The sequence below is a fragment of the Erythrobacter sp. Dej080120_24 genome (assembly GCF_036322605.1).
In the GTDB taxonomy this organism is placed as follows: Bacteria; Pseudomonadota; Alphaproteobacteria; order Sphingomonadales; family Sphingomonadaceae; genus Erythrobacter; species Erythrobacter aurantius.
This window is the reverse complement of sequence record NZ_AP027262.1, coordinates 1102046-1119315: the sequence shown is the minus strand read 5'-3', so window position 1 is coordinate 1119315 and position 17270 is coordinate 1102046. Positions and strand designations below refer to the sequence as shown.

Below are 17270 nucleotides of genomic sequence, written 5' to 3'. Positions count from 1 at the left end.
GCTGGTCTTCACTTGATATCCGGCACCATCGCTACCCCTCCCCTCGGCAGGAAGGGGCAGCTTTCCGTAGTTGGGTTGCGGGAGCCGTGAAGGAATTCGGCGTCGATCTGGTCGTGCCTACCTGCGAGGAAATCTTCCACCTTGCCACCGCGCCGATGCATGATGCGCTGGGTGAAAGGCTCTTTGCTCCGCCACAGGAAACGCTGCACCAGTTGCATGACAAGCTGTTGTTTGCACAGGCGGCGCGAACTTGGGGGCTACCCACCCCGGAAAGCATCGCTGTCGGCTCAACCGCCGATCTTGAGCAATTCATGGCAGACAGCAGCGAATGGGTGTTCAAGCCGCGCTTCACCCGGTTTGGCGGCTCGACCCTGATCGGGCCAGACGCCCGCAGCTTGGCGGCGCTGGCGGACGCGATTGACGATGGCTGGATGGCACAGCGCCGGATCAGGGGGGACGAGGCGAGCCTGCATTTCATTGCCCATCGCGGCACGCTCTGCGCCTTTGCCGCTTATGGTTCGCGCTGGCGATTGAAGGGCGGCGCCTCCTATGCTTTCGAGCCTGTGTCGCAGGCGCGGGCAGAACACTTGCACAGCCTTGCCGAAGCTTTGGCCCGCGGCGGGCAACTGCATGGCCAGTTCGGGTGCGATGTGATGTTTGACGAAGCGGGGGAGGCGATGATCATCGAATGCAATCCGCGTGCGACCAGCGGGGTACACTTGCTGGCTGGTGACGGCGCGCTGGCGCGGGCAATCGGCGATGGAGCGTCGCTGCCACCCGGAGTTCAACGCACGGCCTATCTCGGCCCGGCAATGGTCGCGTTTGGCCTGCCACACGCACTCGCAAGCGGAAGGGTCAGCGAATGGCGCGCCTGTCTGGCGAATGGGAGGGATGCGATTTCGCGACCCGGGGACCGCATGCCTTTCCTTGGAGCCATGGTCGATTCGGCGAAATTCTCCCTGTCCGGACTGGCAAAGGGGATCAGCACCACCGCCGCGACCACCCATGATATCGAATGGAACGGCGAGGAGTTTGACCAATGAGCTTTCCGAAGGCCGTTGCCGAAGCCTGGCACATGGTTGCCCTGTCGCGCGACGTGAAGCGCAATCAGGTGCGCAAGGTCACATTGTGCAACACGCCAATCGCGCTGTTTCGCAGCGAAAGGGGGCTGGGCGCCCTGATCGATCGCTGTCCCCATCGCAATTACCCGCTCTCAGACGGGCGGGTTCACGACGGAGGGCTGGAGTGCCCTTACCATGGCTGGCGGTTCAATCCTGACGGTGCGTGCGCAGCGGTACCGGGCTGCATTGCCGAGACATCGCAAGACCAGCGCCTGCGCGCCGACGCCTTGCGCCTGTGGGAAGGCCAAGGCGCGATCTTTGTCACCCTGTCGGAAGATGCCTCGATCACGCCTGAATTGCCGCCGGACTTCGGCAACCCCGAACTCGATCATTTCTGGTGGCAGCAGGGTACATGGCGCGGGCGCGCCTTTGACGCGATCGAGAACGTGATGGACCCGTTCCACACCAATCATCTGCACCATTGCTTTATCCGCAGACGCGACAGACGGCTGCCCGTGAACCTGATCGTCAACAGCCATGGCGACGGGATCGACATGGTGATTGAACAGACCCAGCCAGACCTTGGCATCATGTCCCGCTTTCTTGAACGGGATCGCGAACACAGTGTTTCGCGGTATTATCCGCCTGCAACGGTGCAGGCCCGCTGGGAAGGGGAAACCCGTTTGACGCTGTGCGTCACCGCCATCTTCACCCCGGCGACCAACGACAGCTTCACCCCTTTTGCGCGGTTCTCCACGCCGAAAGGGTTGGCACCGGCATGGCTGAAGCAGGCCGCGATCCGCCTGTTCCTCGCTCCAGTCGTCGCTCAGGATCGGCGCGCACTGGAACGTCAGCACGAGGTGATGACCCATTTCGGCCATCCGCAATTCACCTCCGGCCCCGGCGACTTGCTTGGCAACCGGCTTTACCGGCTATGGCAGGGAGAACGGATCGAACCCGGCAGCGATGCGACGGTCGAAGCGATGTTGTGATCCGCCTACCTAACATTGCAGAGCGTCACATTTGTTGTACACTCCGTTTGCGATGCACCTGTTCGAATTCCTTGTCGTCCTCCACGTGATTGCCGGCACCACCGGCATCATCGCGTTCTGGGGGCCGATCGTGACCCGAAAGGGCGCAAGGAACCATCGCAACTGGGGCAAGGTGTGCTGCTATGGCTTCATGGGGGCAGGCGGATTGGCCGTGGTGATGGGCCTGCTGTCGCTGTTCGGCCCGGAAGAACGCATCCCGTCATTCACGGATCGCGAGTTGTTCGACGGACTGTTCGGGTGGATGATGATCTATCTCGGCCTGCTCACCATCGGCTTTGCCGATTACGGGCTCAGCGTTGTCAAACATGCGCGCCATCGAAAGGCGCTGCGCCGTCCGCGCTACCAACTGGTGATGGCCGCAGTCGTGCTGTCTGCGCTGTATTGCGGATACTACGGCTATGGTGTCGGCAATGCGCTGATGATCGCAGTGGCTGTATTGGGCGTGGTCGCGATGGCGATTCAGGAACTGTATGTTTGGCGCGCCAAGGACCCATCTGCCAAAACCTATGTCGGCGAACACTTCCGGGCGCTCATTGGCATGGGCATTTCGGCCTATACCGCGTTCATGTCAGTCGGGCTGATCCGGCTTGTGCCCGAACATGTTTTCAACCCGCTGATCTGGGCCGGGCCAAGCGTTGTCGGCGTGGGGCTGATCATCTGGTTTACCCTTCAGAGCAAGCAGGCGGGCAAGCCGAAATCCCCGCCTAGGGCTGCCCCCACATCCTGATCAGGTTCGACACGGTCTTGTCCACTGTCAGCAGTTCGGGCGAACCGTCAGGCAGTTTCTGACGCAGATTGGCGCGCAGGTTTTCCAGATCGAACAGCATTTCGCGCTGAGCGGGATCGCGGATCATGCTTTCGATCCAGCCGACGCACACGATCCGCGCGCCGCTTGTCACCGGACGCACTTCGTGGATGCTGGTGGAAGGATACAGGATCAGCTCGCCCGCCTTCCCCTTGATCGACTGGGTAAGGCCCGCTGCATGGATCACCAGTTCGCCGCCCTCGTATTCGTCCGGATCACTCAGGAACAGGGTGAAGGAAATGTCGCTGCGGATGCGGGCATTGGCCGCGCCCATCATCGCATTGTCGACATGCGCGCCATAGTGCCCCCCGTCGGCAGTGCGGCTGATCATGGGCGCGCTGATCCGCCGGGGTCGAGCAGCCGCCTTGACCACCACGTTTTCGGAGATCAGCGGGGTAAGCCGATCACGCAGCTGTTTACCCGCACCTTCATGCGTGATCGCTTGTTCGTTCTGCTTGACCTTGCGCGCTACGGCCCCCGCCGTCTCGCGCCCGTCGCGCCACGACAGGCCACCGACTGCTTGCTTGATCTGCGTAAGGACATTCGGGTCGGAGATGGCTGTGACACTGATGATCATGGCTGCTTCTTGATAATGAATTGCAAAAACGGCAGGTGCGAGTATGCCTGCGCGGCACAGACTATATCCCCAAGGAGTCGAAATGAAAGTCGAGCTGAAAACATGGGCCGCGCTGGGTCTTGCAACCGCACTGGCGGGAGCGGGTCTCGCCGGGTGTTCAGGTGAGGCCGGAGAGGGCGGCGAAGGTGGTGAGGCCGCACAGACCGCCGCCACCGGCGAAGCCGGAGAAGGCGGCGAGGCAGGCGAAGGCGCTGCTGGCGAAGGCGGCGAAGGCGGCGTCTCCGTGGGTGAAGCCAGCACCGATCCGGTGGTCTACGGCTCCGCTCTCGCCGTAGCAGAAGCGCATGTGATTGCCGCTCGTGATGCATATGCCGCCGGCAAGACGGAAGCCGCAGCAGAGATGTTCGCGCATCCCGTTTCCGAAGTGCTGCTGGACATGGACCCGGTGTTTGCCAAACTGGGTGTCGCCGATTTCAAACCGCTTTTCAGCGATGCTTCGCAAGCCGCTCTGGCAGGCGCGAGCGTGGCTGAGGTCAACGCCAAATACGATGCCATCATTGCCGCCCTGCGCGCAGCTGCACAAAAGGCACCGGACAATGGTGCAAGCGAAAGCAAGGTCGCAGGCGGGATCATCGCTGACCAGATCGAACGCGCGGTGGCGATGTATGCCCGCGCTTCTGAAGGCGACGCATACGAACCCTATCTGGATGGCTACGGCTATTTCAAAACCGCCCAGACCCTGTTCGATGCCTCGTCAGCCGCGATCAGCAGTGACAACAAGGCGCTGCATGATCGCATTGCCAAGGCGCTGGAACTGCTGGCGACCGCCTATCCCGGAGCAGACCGCCCGGCCAAGCTGGACGTCGCCCAAGGTGCGCTTTCCGGCGCGTCGTCTGGCGTGATGCTCGCTGCCAGCTAAGTTCGCGAAGAAGGATCGCCGTGCCTCAGCGCGCGGCGATCCCTTCGGCCAGCAGGCGGTTTACGCCGCGCGCAACCTCTTGCGGGCTCGGCGCGTCGGCGCCCTCGTTCCAGACGACATAGCGCAAGCCGACGAAGACGTTCATGCCCATCATGGCCCACGCCTCCAGCTCACCCAAATCATCCCGGAACGCGCCCTTTTCGGCACCTGCCTTGAGGCGATTGCCGATGCGCGCGGCAATCGTTTCGTAATGGCTGCGATAGCTGGCGGGATCGACGAATTCGGCTTCGTCGATGATGCGATAGATTTCCTTGTGGTCACGGGCGAAGCGGAGAAACGCGGTCAAAGCCGCTTCTTCGATCTCGAGCGCGCTCATATCCTCTGACAGCGCCGAGCGGGCACTGCTCATCACATTGTCGCTCATGTCCTGGACCAGCGCCCGGAACAGCGCGTCCTTGCTGTCGAAATAGGTGTAGAACGTGCCCAGCGCGACGCCCGCACGGCGGGTGATCGAACTTACAGAGGCTTCGTGGAAACCTTTCTCGCCGAACTCAATCGCTGACGCGTCCAGCAACTTGCGCAAGGTGCGCCGACCGCGTTCGGTTCGCGGGGCCTTGTCCTCGCCCGTGGGCGATGCCGGTTTTTGGCCTTCGACCTTTGTCTCGGTGCCTTTGGGCAAGTCCATCCTCTATCCCCTCAACTGCACGCCTAGGCAAAATGAAGGCAGCGCACAAGACGGAACTTGAAAGTTGGTTCAACTTTCAATATTGAGCATCCCCAGATTGGGTTTGGGAGAGACAAGCGATGAATATGAATGCGATTTGCGGACGTGCGCTACTGCTTTCGGGTTGTGCCGCCATTGCGACCTTCGCCGCGCCGGCTGCTGCACAAGACACCTCGGTTGCGGACGGGACCGGGGCGGAGGAAACACAGGGCAACGGCATCATCGTCACCGCTCGTCGTCGCGAAGAGCGACTGCAGGACGTGCCGATTTCAGTCACCGCCCTCACTGGCGAAGCGCTGGAGCAACAGGGCATCCTCGAACTGACGCAGGTCGCCCAGCAAGTCCCCAACATCACGCTCGAAGTGAGCCGCGGCACCAACACCACCCTCACCGCTTTCATCCGCGGTGTCGGCCAGCAGGATCCGGTCGCCGGGTTCGAAGCAGGGGTTGGCCTCTATATCGACGACGTCTACCTGAACCGCCCGCAGGCCGCCGTGCTCGATGTGTATGATGTCGAGCGGATCGAAGTGCTGCGCGGGCCGCAGGGCACCCTTTACGGCCGCAACACCATCGGCGGCGCGATCAAGTATGTGACAGCCGCCTTGCCCGACGAAACCAGCGTTTCGGTGCGCGGGACCTACGGCAATTACGATCAGGCCGATCTGGTCATCACCGCTTCCACCCCGATCAGCGACAGCCTGAAAATCGGTGCCAGCGGCGCGCGGCTTTCGCGCGGCGGCTTTGGTGACAACCTGACGCTGGGCACGGAAAACTACAACAAGGACGTTTGGGCCGCGCGCGGCACGATCGAATTCGACAACGGCCCGCTGTTTGTCCGTCTCTCGGGCGATTACATCAAGGACAACAGCGAAGCCCGTCAGGGTCATCGCCTGATCCCCGGCCTGCTGACAGGTGCACCGGTGCTCGACAATGTGTTCGACACCCGTGCTGGCCTCAACATCGTCGATCAGGAAGTCGAAGCCTATGGCGGCGCGCTGAACATCGCTCTGGAGCTGTCCGACACGATCACGATCAAGTCGATCACCGGCTATCGCGAAGACAAATCGACCACGCCAATCGACTTTGACAGCCTCCCCGCAGGCGACCTCGACGTGCCTGCGATTTACGAGAACGACCAATTCAGCCAGGAATTGCAGCTTCTCTACGAAGGCGACCGCCTGTCGGGCGTACTCGGCTTCTACTACCTTGATGCCAACGCGTTCACCGCTTTCGACGTGCTGCTTGCCAACACCGGCGCGCTGATCGGCCTGCCGGGCCTCAACGCCCAGACGCTGGGTGATGTCGGCACCGAAACCTACAGCTTCTTTGGCGACTTCACCTATGAACTGACCGACACGATCAGCGTGTCGCTGGGTGGACGCTATACCAATGACAAGCGCACCAGCCGCGTCCTGCGCACCACCTTCATCGGCGGATTCTCGGATCTGTTCGTTCCGAACAGCCCGGCCATTCCGATTGCTGTGACGAGCGATTTCCTTGGCAGCGAGACGTTCAAGGATTTCAACCCGCGCGCCTCGATCAGCTGGCAGCCCAATCGCAACCACAACATCTATTTCACCTACTCGCAGGGCTTCAAGGGCGGCGGCTTCGACCCGCGCGGCCAGACCTCCGCGGCGCCTGATCTGGATGGCGATGGCGACCGGGATTTCGACGATCAGTTCGAATTCCTTCGTTTCGCACCGGAAACGGTCGACAGTTTCGAACTGGGGTGGAAGGCATCGCTGCTCGACAACCGGTTGAACGTCTCGGTCGCGGCTTTCCTTGGCCAGTATGACAACGTCCAGATTCCGGGTTCGGTCGGGGTCGACACCAATGGTGATGGCGTCAACGACAGCTTCATCGGCATCACCTCGAACGCGGCAAGCGCCGACGTCAACGGCTTCGAATTCGAAGGCAACGCGCTGGTGGGTGAAGATTTCGCCGGCGAAGGCAGCCGTTTCAGCGTCAACTGGTCGCTGGGTTATCTCGACGCCGGTTTTGACACCTTCATCGATGCGTTCGGCAATGATGTGGCGGATCAGCGTGTGTTCCAGAACACGCCGGACATCACCGCGCACATGGGCTTCAACCTCGGCATTCCGGCAGGATCGGGCATGGTCGACTTCATCGGCCTTGCCAGCCTGCGTTCGGATGCGAGCCAGTTCGAAGTGCCCAACCCCTTCCTCGATCAGGACGGTTTCGTGCTGGTTGATGCAAGCCTGATCTACACCGACGACGAAGGCCGCTTCTCGATCGGCGCGCATGTGAAGAACCTGTTCGACAAGGAATATATTGTCGCAGGCTACAACTTCGTCGCGGGCAACGGCACGCCGGGTTCGCCCTTCATCTCGACACTGGGCCGCGAAGGCACGCTGACCGGCTTCTACGGCGATCCGCGGCGCGTGTTCGTGACGGCTGAAGTCAACTTCTGATCCCCGCCCAATCGGGCTCTCCAAGAGGCGGCGGACTGGCAGTTGGCTGGTTCGCCGCCTTCCCTTTTTCAGGCCCTTTTCCAAGGCCGGCGCATCACCCCTTTCAATCGTCATATGTTCAAGGCATAGGCTGCGGCCATGCATGATATCCGCTTGATCCGGGACAATCCCGAAGGGTTTGACAAGGCACTGGCGCGGCGCGGAGCCGATCCGGTTGCAAAGGCCATCCTCGCGCTGGACGAAGAGCGCCGCGCGCTGACCACCCAACTGCAAGAGGCACAAAGCCGCCGCAACGAAGCCTCCAAGGCGATCGGTGCGGCCATGGGCAAAGGCGACAAGGAAACCGCCGAAGCGTTGAAGGCCGAAGTGGCTGAGCTCAAGCAATCGATGCCCGAACTCGAAGAACGGGAGAAAGCGGTTGGCGCGGAATTGCAGAACGCGCTCGCGCTGATCCCGAACATCCCCGCCGATGACGTTCCCGATGGCGAGGACGAGGAAGGCAATGTCGAGGTATCGAGCTGGGGCGAAAAGCCCGCGTTCGACTTCGAGCCGAAAGAACACGCCGACATCGCGCCTGCACTGGGGATGGATTTCGAAACGGGCGCACTGCTTTCGGGCGCACGCTTCACCTTCCTGCGCGGAGACATGGCCCGCCTGCACCGCGCGCTCGGGCAGTTCATGCTCGACCATCAGACGCGAGAGAACGGCTACACCGAATGCGCCCCGCCCGTGCTGGTCAAGGACGAGGCGATGTACGGCACGGACAAGCTGCCGAAGTTTGCCGAAGACAGCTTCCGCACCACCGATGATCGTTGGCTGATCCCCACTTCCGAAGTCTCGCTGACCGCAAGTGTCATGGGCCAGATCGTCGATGATGCGGCCCTGCCGATGCGGCTGACCGCGCTCACCCAATGCTTCCGCTCCGAAGCGGGTGCGGCAGGGCGCGATACGCGCGGCTTCATCCGCCAGCACCAGTTCGAAAAATGCGAGCTGGTCAGCATCACCCGCCCGGAAGAGAGCGAAGCCGAGCATCAGCGCATGCTCAAAGCAGCTCAGGGCATTCTCGAAGCCCTTCAACTCCCCTATCGCACGATGCTGCTGTGCACCGGCGACATGGGCTTTGGTGCGCGCAAGACCTACGATCTTGAAGTGTGGTTGCCGGGGCAAGGCGCCTATCGCGAGATCAGTTCTTGCTCCAACACCGGCGATTTCCAGGCGCGGCGGATGAATGCGCGCTACCGGCCCGAGGGGGAGAAAGGCACGCGCTTTGTCCATACGCTCAACGGATCGGGCCTTGCCGTGGGTCGTACGCTGGTGGCAGTGATAGAGAACTATCAACAGGCCGACGGCAGCGTGCTGGTGCCCGACGCACTCGCGCCGTACATGGGCGGGGTGTCCTGTCTGGAGCCGACAAACTGATGCGCATCCTCATCACCAATGACGATGGCTATCACGCACCCGGCCTCACCGTGCTTGAAGAGATCGCAGCCCAGCTTTCGGACGACATATGGGTTTGCGCTCCTTCGGAGGAACAATCGGGCGCAGGGCACTCTTTGACGCTCAACCGTCCGGTGCGCCTTCAGAAGTTCGCGGATCGCCGTTTCGCTGTTACCGGAACGCCCACCGACAGCGTGATGATGGGCCTGCGCGAAGTGCTCGACAACCCGCCTGACCTGATCCTTTCCGGCGTCAATCGCGGAGCCAATCTGGGCGACGACATCACCTATTCCGGCACCGTTTCCGCCGCCATTGAAGGCGCGCTTGCCGGGGTCCGCTCGATCGCGCTCAGCCAGGTCTACAATGGCGACACCCGCGGGACCGACACCGAATTCGACGCGGCGCGGGAATGGGGGGCGAAGGTGATCCGTCCGCTGCTCGACGCGCCTTTTTCCGAACGCACGCTCATCAACATCAACTTCCCGCCGCGTGCCGCCGCCGGTGTGAAGGGCATTCGCGTGGTGCGTCAGGGCTTCCACGATTACTCGCGCGGCTCCATCGTCGAAGGCAAGGACCCGCGCGGCCAACGCTATTTCTGGTTCGGCCTGCACGCGATCGAGCACACCCTTGATCACGGCACCGATCTGGAGGCGATCGACGACGGATATGTCGCCATCACCCCGCTGCAACTTGACCTGACCCACTATTCGAGCATCGATACCATCGCGAGCCGGTTCGAAAGCTGACGGCGGGGCAAGGATGGTGCAGCACGAAACCCACAAATCCTTCACCCGGCAGCGCGGGAAACAACCTGCGAAGAAAGGCTTCCAGCCGCTGCGCAGGGCAGTGAAGGTACCGGTCTGGGCGGATTTGGGCATAAGGCTTGGTGCGGCATTGCTCCTGATCCTGCTCGTGGTGTTGATCCACTGGATCGACCGGGACGGGCTTGTCGACAATCATGACGGCCATGTCAGCTTCCTCGACGTGGTCTATTTCACCATGATCTCGATCACGACGACCGGCTTTGGCGATATCGCTCCGGTCACCGATCGCGCACGACTGGTTGAAGCGCTCATCGTGACGCCTGTCAGGTTTGCGGTGCTCTTCATCTTCGTGGGCACCGCCTATAATTTCATCATCAAACGCAGCTGGGAGAAGTGGCGCATGGCCCGTATCCAGGAAAAGCTTTCCGACCATGTCGTCGTCCTCGGCTATGGCGTATCGGGCTCGCAAAGCGTCGAGGAACTGATCGAACGCGGCACCGATGCCGACAAGATCGTGGTCGTCGACCCGAGCGAAGAGCGCCTTAACGAAGCCGAAAAGCTGGGCGTCAACGTGATGGTTGCCGACGCCACCCGCGACGAGACGCTGAAAGCGGTGCGGATCCAGGAGGCCAAGAACGTCCTCGTATCCGCCGGGCGTGACGACACCTCCATCCTCATCGTCCTGACCGTGCGCCATCTCGCGCCCAAGGTGCCCATCAGCGTCGTGGTCCGCGCCGACGACAACGAGTTGCTGGCGCGGCAGGCCGGGGCGACCAATGTGATCAACCCGGTGCGCTTTACCGGGCTGTTGCTGGCGGGCAGCGCCAACGGTCCGCATATCGCCGACTACCTTGCCGATCTCGCCTCCGTTTCAGGCCGCGTCCAGCTGGTCGAACGCGTAGTGACAGAGGCCGAGTGCGGCTGCTCGATCGGCGAGCTTTCCAGCGGCGGCCGGGGCCTTCGCATCTACCGCAACGGCCGCGCCATCGGCTTCTGGGAGGAGGAGTGCGAGCAACTCCAACCCGGCGACATCATCGTCGAGATCGTGCCGTCAGAAAACGGCCACACCAACGGCGATGGGGATTAGAGGAACAACAGGAACACCCCTCCCATCGCGGCCATGCCCAGCACGAAATGGCCGACGTCGATGGCGAACAGCAGCCCGCTCTTGCGCTGGTAGAGATAGTTGATCCCTATCGCCGGGGCCATGATCCCGAGCGCAAAGCCGACCGACATCATCATCACCACATGCGGCGCCGCTCCGGTGCGGGCGATCAGGTGCCACAGCACCATCGCGATCAGCATTTCGAACAGGAACGTCAGGCCGAATATCAGCGCCATGTTCCCGCCCTGAACCGCCTCGTCCGACAGGCCCGCCGCGCGTTGCCACGCCTTGCCGAACAGAACCCCGTACCAGATCGCGCCAACCACGAAGAACGCGGCGGTCCCGGCCAGCACCGGCCACAATGCAAAGTCGTTCATAATCCCTCTCCCTCAACTGCGCATCGGTTTACGCCTGTTCGCGAGCGCAGGAAAGCGTCTCGCTCTGGCGCGCCCGGACAAACGGCTGTAAGGGCGCTGCCATCATGAACACCCCCTCCACACCTCCCACGCGCCTCGCCGATCAGAAGCGCATCGGCATGGTCAGCCTCGGCTGCCCCAAGGCGCTGGTCGATTCCGAGCGCATCCTCACCCGCCTGCGCGCCGACGGCTATGCCATGTCCCCCGACTATGCCGGGGCCGACGTGGTGCTCGTCAACACCTGCGGCTTCCTCGATTCCGCCAAGGAAGAGAGCCTTGCCGCCATCGGTGAAGCCATCGCCGAAAACGGCCGCGTCATCGTTACCGGCTGCATGGGCGAGGAAGCCGACGCGATCCGCGCCGCGCACCCCAGCGTGCTGGCCGTCACCGGCGCGCACCAGTACGAGGATGTGGTGGCCGCGGTGCATGAGCATGCTCCCCCGTCGCAAGGTCCGTTCGTCGACCTGATCCCGCAGCCTGACATCAAGCTCACCCCACGCCATTACAGCTATCTCAAGATCTCCGAAGGCTGCAATCACTCCTGCGCCTTCTGCATCATCCCGCAATTGCGCGGCAAGCTGGCCAGCCGCCGGATCGACGCGGTGCTGCGCGAAGCGGAGAAGCTGGTCGCCGCCGGCACCAAAGAGCTGCTTGTCATCAGCCAGGACACGTCCGCTTACGGCGTCGACATCCGGCATGAGGAGCGCGATTGGAAGGGCAACCCGGTCCGCGCGCACATGACCGATCTCGCCCGCGAACTGGGCCAGTTGCGGACCGCTGACGGCACGCCGCCGTGGGTGCGGCTGCACTATGTCTATCCCTATCCGCATGTCGACAAGGTCATTCCGCTGATGGCAGAGGGGCTGCTGACCCCTTATCTCGACATCCCGTTCCAGCACGCCAGCCCCAATGTCCTGCGGCTGATGCGGCGTCCCGCGAACGAGGCAAAGGTGCTCGAACGGCTGAAGAGCTGGCGCGCGATCTGCCCCGACATCGCGGTTCGCTCCAGCTTCGTGGTCGGCTTCCCCGGAGAGACGGAGGACGACTTCGCCTATCTGCTCGACTGGCTGGAGGAAGCCCAGCTTGACCGGGTGGGCGCATTCCGGTTCGAACCGGTCGAAGGCGCCGCCGCCAACGACCTGCCCGATCCCGTGCCCGAAGAGATCAAGGAAGAGCGTTACGCCCGGCTGATGGAAGTGACCGAGCGGATCAGCGCGGCCAAGCTTGCCGCCAAGGTCGGACGCACTCTGCCCGTGATCATCGACGAAGTCGGCGAGCCGGATGAGGATGGCGATATCGGCGCCACCGGCCGCAGTCAGGCCGACGCGCCCGAGATCGACGGCGCGGTGTATCTGCGCAATGTCCCCGCAACGCTGAGCGCGGGCGACATCGTCAATGTCCGGATCGAGGATGCCGACGCGCACGACCTGTTCGGGGTGATCAACGGGGCCTGATCCGGCTCCCCTGATTCCCAACAGGGTGGAACAGGTGGAACACGGTCCAAGGGAAAAAACCTCCGTTCTGTCACCATTGCGGCCCGAAGTGTCACCATTGGCCCGCGATGTGTCACCCAGACGGCGCAAAGTGTCACCCAAGCCGCAAAAAGCGTCACTCTTGCGCGCGCAAAGTGTCACTTTTCGAACGGCCAGGTGTAACCCTTTTCGGGCGCAAGAAGGGCCTTCGGCAGAGGGGATCGGGCACAACACCATGCCCGCAAATTACCAGCCGCGCAGGCAGTAGGAAAATTGCCCGTCTGCGGGGGATACGAGCAAGCAGGGCAAATTGCTGTAACCCAACCGCCACCGGGCTGTTATAGCGCGCGGCCATGACAGTCCTCGTATCCTCGCGTTTTTCCTTTGCGCTGGCGCATCCGGCGTCGGTGCTGTTGCAGTTCGAGGCGGCGGATATGCCGGGGCAGGAAGTGGTCGATGCTGCGACCCATATCAGCCCGGCGGCGCATCTTTCGCGGGTTTCGGCGCAGGACGATATCGGCACCCGCATCTGGCTGCATGCCGAAGGCCGGGTGGAGGTGGAGTATCAGGCCCGCGTCGCCTCGCAGCGGCAGCTGGCCGATCTGGCCACGCTCGACGCGGTGCCGCCGCATCGCCTGCCCGGACCGGTGGTCAAATTCCTGTTCGATTCGCGATACTGCCATTCGAGCCAGTTCGTCGAATTCAGCGACCAGACTTTCGGCAACCTGCGCGGCGGTGCGCGGGTGGCAGCGATCCGGGACTGGATCCATGGCAATATCCGCTACGTGCCCGGCTCCAGCACCGTCGCCACCACTGCGACCGATACTTTCCACGCGCATGAAGGCATCTGCCGCGATTTCGCGCATCTCTTCGTCACGCTGGCGCGGGCGGCGGCCATTCCTGCGCGCTATGTCGCATGCTATGCTCCCGGAGTGACGCCGCAGGATTTTCATGCGGTGGCGGCTGTGTATCTCGCCAATCCCGAAGGCACGGACGGGGCCGAGGCAGGATCCTGGCATCTGGTCGATGCGACCGGCATGGCCGATCTCGCCCATGCCGCGATCATCGGGGTAGGGCGCGATGCCGCCGACGTCAGCTTCATCACCAGCTTCGCCCCGATGCAATTCGAAGCGAGCAAGGTCGAAGTAACGCTTGAAGCCTGATTGCGGGATCGGCATTTAGAGACAGGATCGTATTGAAGTGCGGCCATGTTAACGTTAACAATTGCGCGCTTCCAGAGGGGATAATGATGAGTGATTTCGCTGCAGATCGTCTGCTGCTGTTTGGCGCGACCGGAGATCTTTCCCGGCGCAAGCTCCTGCCCAGCCTGTGCGCGCTCGACGCCGACGGGCTGCTGCCCGAAAATCTCGCCATCATCGGCACCGCCCGCAGCGAGATAAACGACGCGGAATTCCGCAACATGGCGCGCGAGGCGCTGGAAGAATTCCTGCCGGCCGACAGGCGTGGCAGCATGGCGACCTTCCTCAATCGCCTGTCCTACCAGCAGCTCGACGCCTCGACCATCGAAGGCTTTGACGCGCTGGCGCAGAAAGTGGCGGATGCCGGGCGCAGCGGAGAGGAAGGCGGGCTGGCGATCTTCCTGTCGACCGCGCCGAGCCTGTTCGGCCCCACCATCGCGGGGCTGCAACACGCCGGGCTGACGGGGGACCGGGTGCGGATGTGCCTTGAAAAGCCGCTCGGCACCGATCTGGCGACCTCCGCCGAAATCAACGACGCGGTGGCGGCGGCCTTCCCCGAAGAACGGATTTTCCGGATCGACCATTATCTGGGCAAGGAGACGGTGCAGAACCTGCTCGCGCTGCGCTTTGCCAACATCCTGTTCGAACCGATCTGGAATTCGAATGTGATCGAGCATGTGCAGATCACCGTCGCCGAAACCGTCGGGCTGGAAGGGCGCGTGGCCTTTTACGACGATGCCGGCGCGCTGCGCGACATGGTGCAGAACCACATGCTTCAATTGCTCGCGCTGGTCGCGATGGAGCCGCCGACCAGTTTCGACGCGACGGCGGTGCGCGATGAGAAAGTGAAAGTGCTGCGCGCACTGCGCCCGGCCAAGGCGGCGGAAACCGTCACCGGGCAATACCGGGCTGGCGCGGTCGAAGGGAAAGCCGTCCCCGGCTATGACGAGGAACTGGGCAAGCCGTCCGGCACCGAAACCTTCACCGCGATCAAGGCACATGTCGACAACTGGCGCTGGAAGGGCGTGCCGTTCTACCTGCGCACCGGCAAACGCCTGCCCAAGCGCGTGACCGAAATCCTCGTCCAGTTCCGCTGTGTGCCGCACTCGATCTTCGAAGGGACAGGCGCGGGCCTGCGCCCGAACAAGCTGTTGATCGGCATTCAGCCGGAAGAGGACATCACCCTGTCGCTCATGGCCAAGGTGCCGGGGCTGGATCAGGACGGCGTGCGGCTGCGCGAGGTTCCGCTCAAGATTTCCATGCCCGATGCCTTCGCCGAACGGCAGCGCCGGATAGCCTATGAACGGCTGCTGCTCGATCTGATCAAGGGCGATCAGACGCTGTTCGTGCGCCGCGACGAAGTGGAGGCGCAGTGGCAATGGATCGACGCGATCCGCGCCGAATGGGAAGCGAACGGCGTCACGCCCAAGACTTACACCTCCGGCACATGGGGCCCGAGTGCGGCGATCGCACTGACCGAACGCGACGGAGTAACGTGGCATGAGTAGTCTTCACGATACCCTTCACAAGGTGACGCAGCGGGTGATCGAAAACTCGCGCGCCAGCCGCAGCGCCTATCTCGAACTGATGAAGCGCGAAGGCGACCGGCGCCCCGAACGCGATCAGGTTTCCTGCTCCGTCCTCGCGCATGCCTTTGCCGGGGCGCTGGAGGATCAGGATGCGATGAAGCAGGGGCGCGGCCCCAACATCGGCATCGTCACCGCCTATAACGACATGCTTTCCGCGCATCAGCCCTATGGCCGATACCCCGATCGCATGAAGATCTACGCCCGCGAAGTCGGCGCGACCGCGCAGGTCGCAGGCGGAACCCCGGCGATGTGCGACGGGGTGACTCAGGGCGAAGACGGGATGGAGCTGTCGCTCTTCAGCCGCGACAACATCGCCATGGCAACCGCCGTCGCGCTGTCGCACCAGATGTATGACGGGATCGCGTGCCTGGGCATTTGCGACAAGATCGTGCCCGGCCTCGTCATCGGCGCGCTGCGGTTCGGCCACCTGCCCGCGATCTTCGTGCCCTCAGGCCCGATGCCGAGCGGGATTTCGAACAAGCAGAAACAGGAAACCCGCCAGAAATACGCAGCCGGCGAAGTGGGCCGCGATGCGCTGCTCGAAAGCGAGCTGGCGTCATACCATTCGCCAGGCACCTGCACGTTCTACGGCACCGCCAATTCCAACCAGATGATGATGGAAATGATGGGCCTGCACGTGCCGGGCGCGGCGTTCGTCCAGCCGGGCACCAAGCTGCGTCAGGCGCTGGACCGTGCGGCGGTACACCGCATCGCGCAGCTTTCGGGCACGACCACGCGCACGATGGCGCAGGTGATCGACGAAAAGGCGATCATAAACGCGGTGATCGGTCTGCTCGCCACCGGCGGATCGACCAATCACGCGATCCACATTCCGGCCATGGCGCGCGCGGCGGGCGTGCGGATCGACTGGTCGGACATGGCCGAACTGTCGAGCGTCGTGCCGCTGCTGGCGCGGGTGTATCCCAATGGTTCGGGCGATGTGAACCAGTTCCACCATGCAGGCGGCATGGGCTATGTCATCGGCGAACTGCTCGACGCGGGCCTTGCCCATGGCGACATCCTGACGGTGTGGGACGAAGGTTTCGACGCCTATCGCGGGGAGCCCGTGTGGCAGGACGAGGCGCTGGCATGGACCCGCGTCGAGGAAAGCCGCGACGACACCATGCTGCGCCCCGTATCCGACCCGTTTCTGGGCGATGGCGGAATGCGGCTGCTCACCGGCAATCTGGGCCGCGCCTGCTTCAAATCCTCCGCCGTGGCAAAGGAACGCTGGACGATCGAGGCACCGGCCCGCGTGTTCGAGGATCAGGCCGATGTCGTCGCCGCATTCAAGGCGGGCGAGCTCGACAAGGACGTGGTCGTGGTCGTGCGGTTCCAGGGGCCGCGCGCCAACGGCATGCCCGAACTGCATTCGCTCACCCCGCCGCTCGCCGTGTTGCAGGACAAGGGGTATCGCGTCGCGCTTGTCACCGATGGCCGCATGTCGGGCGCCAGCGGCAAGGTGCCCGCCGCGATCCATATCACACCCGAAGCCAAGGGTGGCGGCCCGCTCGCATATCTGCGCGATGGTGACATGGTGAAAGTCTGCGCCGAAACCGGCGAGCTTTCGACCACCGCCGATCTGGCCAGCCGCGAACCCGCGCCCGATCCGCAGCTCCAATGGGGCGTCGGGCGCGAGCTTTACCGCATGATGCAGGATCAGGCTGACGGCGCGGAACAAGGCGCATCGGCCATGCTCGCGGCTGCGGGGCTGTAAC

The 17270-nt window shown here is 63.0% G+C and carries 15 protein-coding genes; 12 read left to right on the top strand and 3 right to left on the bottom strand.

Translation table 11 applies throughout. The features are described 5' to 3' along the window. The first annotated feature begins 86 nt into the window (after positions 1–86). The 3 genes from AABA34_RS05360 to AABA34_RS05350 are packed head-to-tail and all read left to right on the top strand — an operon-like array spanning position 87 to position 2840. Positions 87–1043, top strand: a complete 957-nt coding sequence (locus tag AABA34_RS05360) for an ATP-grasp domain-containing protein (protein WP_338304215.1) — start codon at positions 87–89, stop codon at positions 1041–1043. After that, complete coding sequence (locus AABA34_RS05355; RefSeq protein WP_338304213.1) at positions 1040–2053, top strand: aromatic ring-hydroxylating oxygenase subunit alpha; 1014 nt, start codon at positions 1040–1042, stop codon at positions 2051–2053. Before AABA34_RS05360 ends, AABA34_RS05355 begins: the two co-directional genes overlap by 4 nt. Positions 2054–2087: 34 nt before the next feature. Further along, on the top strand, positions 2088–2840 hold the full coding sequence (locus AABA34_RS05350; protein WP_338304212.1) for a hypothetical protein: 753 nt from the start codon (positions 2088–2090) through the stop codon (positions 2838–2840). On the opposite strand, the gene AABA34_RS05345 is transcribed toward AABA34_RS05350, so the two are convergent. Then, positions 2818–3495 carry a Fe2+-dependent dioxygenase gene (locus AABA34_RS05345; protein WP_338304211.1) on the bottom strand — a complete coding sequence of 226 codons (678 nt, stop codon included), beginning with the start codon at positions 3493–3495 and terminating at the stop codon, positions 2818–2820. The genes AABA34_RS05350 and AABA34_RS05345 overlap by 23 nt on opposite strands. Positions 3496–3577: 82 nt before the next feature. On the opposite strand from AABA34_RS05345, the gene AABA34_RS05340 reads away from it, so the two are divergent. Then, positions 3578–4414 (top strand): hypothetical protein, encoded by an 837-nt coding sequence (locus AABA34_RS05340; RefSeq protein WP_338304210.1) that lies wholly within the window; start codon positions 3578–3580, stop codon positions 4412–4414. 25 nt (positions 4415–4439) lie between these two features. Here AABA34_RS05340 and AABA34_RS05335 read toward each other — a convergent pair whose 3' ends face one another. Next, complete coding sequence (locus AABA34_RS05335) at positions 4440–5099, bottom strand: TetR/AcrR family transcriptional regulator (RefSeq protein WP_338304209.1); 660 nt, start codon at positions 5097–5099, stop codon at positions 4440–4442. 125 nt (positions 5100–5224) lie between these two features. On the opposite strand from AABA34_RS05335, the gene AABA34_RS05330 reads away from it, so the two are divergent. The 4 genes from AABA34_RS05330 (at position 5225) to AABA34_RS05315 (ending at position 10858) form a co-directional block, all read left to right on the top strand. Next, positions 5225–7570 carry a TonB-dependent receptor gene (locus AABA34_RS05330; protein ID WP_445083773.1) on the top strand — a complete coding sequence of 782 codons (2346 nt, stop codon included), beginning with the start codon at positions 5225–5227 and terminating at the stop codon, positions 7568–7570. Between the two features lie 138 nt (positions 7571–7708). Next, the gene (gene serS / locus AABA34_RS05325; RefSeq protein ID WP_338304207.1) at positions 7709–8989 is read left to right on the top strand and encodes a serine--tRNA ligase; all 1281 of its coding nucleotides are present in this window, start codon (positions 7709–7711) and stop codon (positions 8987–8989) included. Next, entirely contained in the window at positions 8989–9753 is a 765-nt protein-coding gene (gene surE, locus AABA34_RS05320; protein ID WP_338304206.1) for a 5'/3'-nucleotidase SurE, read from the top strand. The genes serS and surE overlap by 1 nt, the downstream gene beginning before the upstream one ends. A 13-nt stretch (positions 9754–9766) precedes the next feature. Continuing rightward, positions 9767–10858, top strand: a complete 1092-nt coding sequence (locus tag AABA34_RS05315; protein WP_338304205.1) for a potassium channel family protein — start codon at positions 9767–9769, stop codon at positions 10856–10858. On the opposite strand, the gene AABA34_RS05310 is transcribed toward AABA34_RS05315, so the two are convergent. After that, positions 10855–11253: a DUF1761 domain-containing protein gene (locus tag AABA34_RS05310; protein ID WP_338304204.1), complete on the bottom strand. Its 399-nt coding sequence runs from the start codon at positions 11251–11253 to the stop codon at positions 10855–10857. The two genes, AABA34_RS05315 and AABA34_RS05310, sit on opposite strands and share 4 nt — an antisense overlap. A gap of 104 nt (positions 11254–11357) precedes the next feature. Between AABA34_RS05310 and rimO the strand changes: the two genes are divergently transcribed. The 4 genes from rimO to edd all read left to right on the top strand — a co-directional run bounded on the left by rimO (position 11358) and on the right by edd (position 17269). Beyond that, positions 11358–12746, top strand: a complete 1389-nt coding sequence (gene rimO / locus AABA34_RS05305) for a 30S ribosomal protein S12 methylthiotransferase RimO (RefSeq protein ID WP_338304203.1) — start codon at positions 11358–11360, stop codon at positions 12744–12746. 371 nt (positions 12747–13117) lie between these two features. After that, positions 13118–13927 (top strand): transglutaminase-like domain-containing protein, encoded by an 810-nt coding sequence (locus AABA34_RS05300; protein WP_338304202.1) that lies wholly within the window; start codon positions 13118–13120, stop codon positions 13925–13927. A gap of 86 nt (positions 13928–14013) precedes the next feature. After that, the gene (zwf, locus tag AABA34_RS05295; RefSeq protein ID WP_338304697.1) at positions 14014–15471 is read left to right on the top strand and encodes a glucose-6-phosphate dehydrogenase; all 1458 of its coding nucleotides are present in this window, start codon (positions 14014–14016) and stop codon (positions 15469–15471) included. Further along, on the top strand, positions 15464–17269 hold the full coding sequence (edd, locus tag AABA34_RS05290; RefSeq protein WP_338304201.1) for a phosphogluconate dehydratase: 1806 nt from the start codon (positions 15464–15466) through the stop codon (positions 17267–17269). The genes zwf and edd overlap by 8 nt, the downstream gene beginning before the upstream one ends. Position 17270: the final 1 nt, after the last annotated feature.

What these genes read in the sequence shown, in the direction of transcription:
- AABA34_RS05355 (WP_338304213.1), top strand. Translation starts at nt 1,040, where the DNA reads ATGAGCTTTCCGAAGGCCGTTGCCGAAGCCTGGCACATGGTTGCCCTG.
- AABA34_RS05345 (WP_338304211.1), bottom strand. Translation starts at nt 3,495, where the DNA reads ATGATCATCAGTGTCACAGCCATCTCCGACCCGAATGTCCTTACGCAG.
- AABA34_RS05340 (WP_338304210.1), top strand. Translation starts at nt 3,578, where the DNA reads ATGAAAGTCGAGCTGAAAACATGGGCCGCGCTGGGTCTTGCAACCGCA.
- AABA34_RS05335 (WP_338304209.1), bottom strand. Translation starts at nt 5,099, where the DNA reads ATGGACTTGCCCAAAGGCACCGAGACAAAGGTCGAAGGCCAAAAACCG.
- AABA34_RS05330 (WP_445083773.1), top strand. Translation starts at nt 5,225, where the DNA reads ATGAATGCGATTTGCGGACGTGCGCTACTGCTTTCGGGTTGTGCCGCC.
- serS (WP_338304207.1), top strand. Translation starts at nt 7,709, where the DNA reads ATGCATGATATCCGCTTGATCCGGGACAATCCCGAAGGGTTTGACAAG.
- surE (WP_338304206.1), top strand. Translation starts at nt 8,989, where the DNA reads ATGCGCATCCTCATCACCAATGACGATGGCTATCACGCACCCGGCCTC.
- AABA34_RS05315 (WP_338304205.1), top strand. Translation starts at nt 9,767, where the DNA reads ATGGTGCAGCACGAAACCCACAAATCCTTCACCCGGCAGCGCGGGAAA.
- AABA34_RS05310 (WP_338304204.1), bottom strand. Translation starts at nt 11,253, where the DNA reads ATGAACGACTTTGCATTGTGGCCGGTGCTGGCCGGGACCGCCGCGTTC.
- rimO (WP_338304203.1), top strand. Translation starts at nt 11,358, where the DNA reads ATGAACACCCCCTCCACACCTCCCACGCGCCTCGCCGATCAGAAGCGC.
- AABA34_RS05300 (WP_338304202.1), top strand. Translation starts at nt 13,118, where the DNA reads ATGACAGTCCTCGTATCCTCGCGTTTTTCCTTTGCGCTGGCGCATCCG.
- zwf (WP_338304697.1), top strand. Translation starts at nt 14,014, where the DNA reads ATGAGTGATTTCGCTGCAGATCGTCTGCTGCTGTTTGGCGCGACCGGA.
- edd (WP_338304201.1), top strand. Translation starts at nt 15,464, where the DNA reads ATGAGTAGTCTTCACGATACCCTTCACAAGGTGACGCAGCGGGTGATC.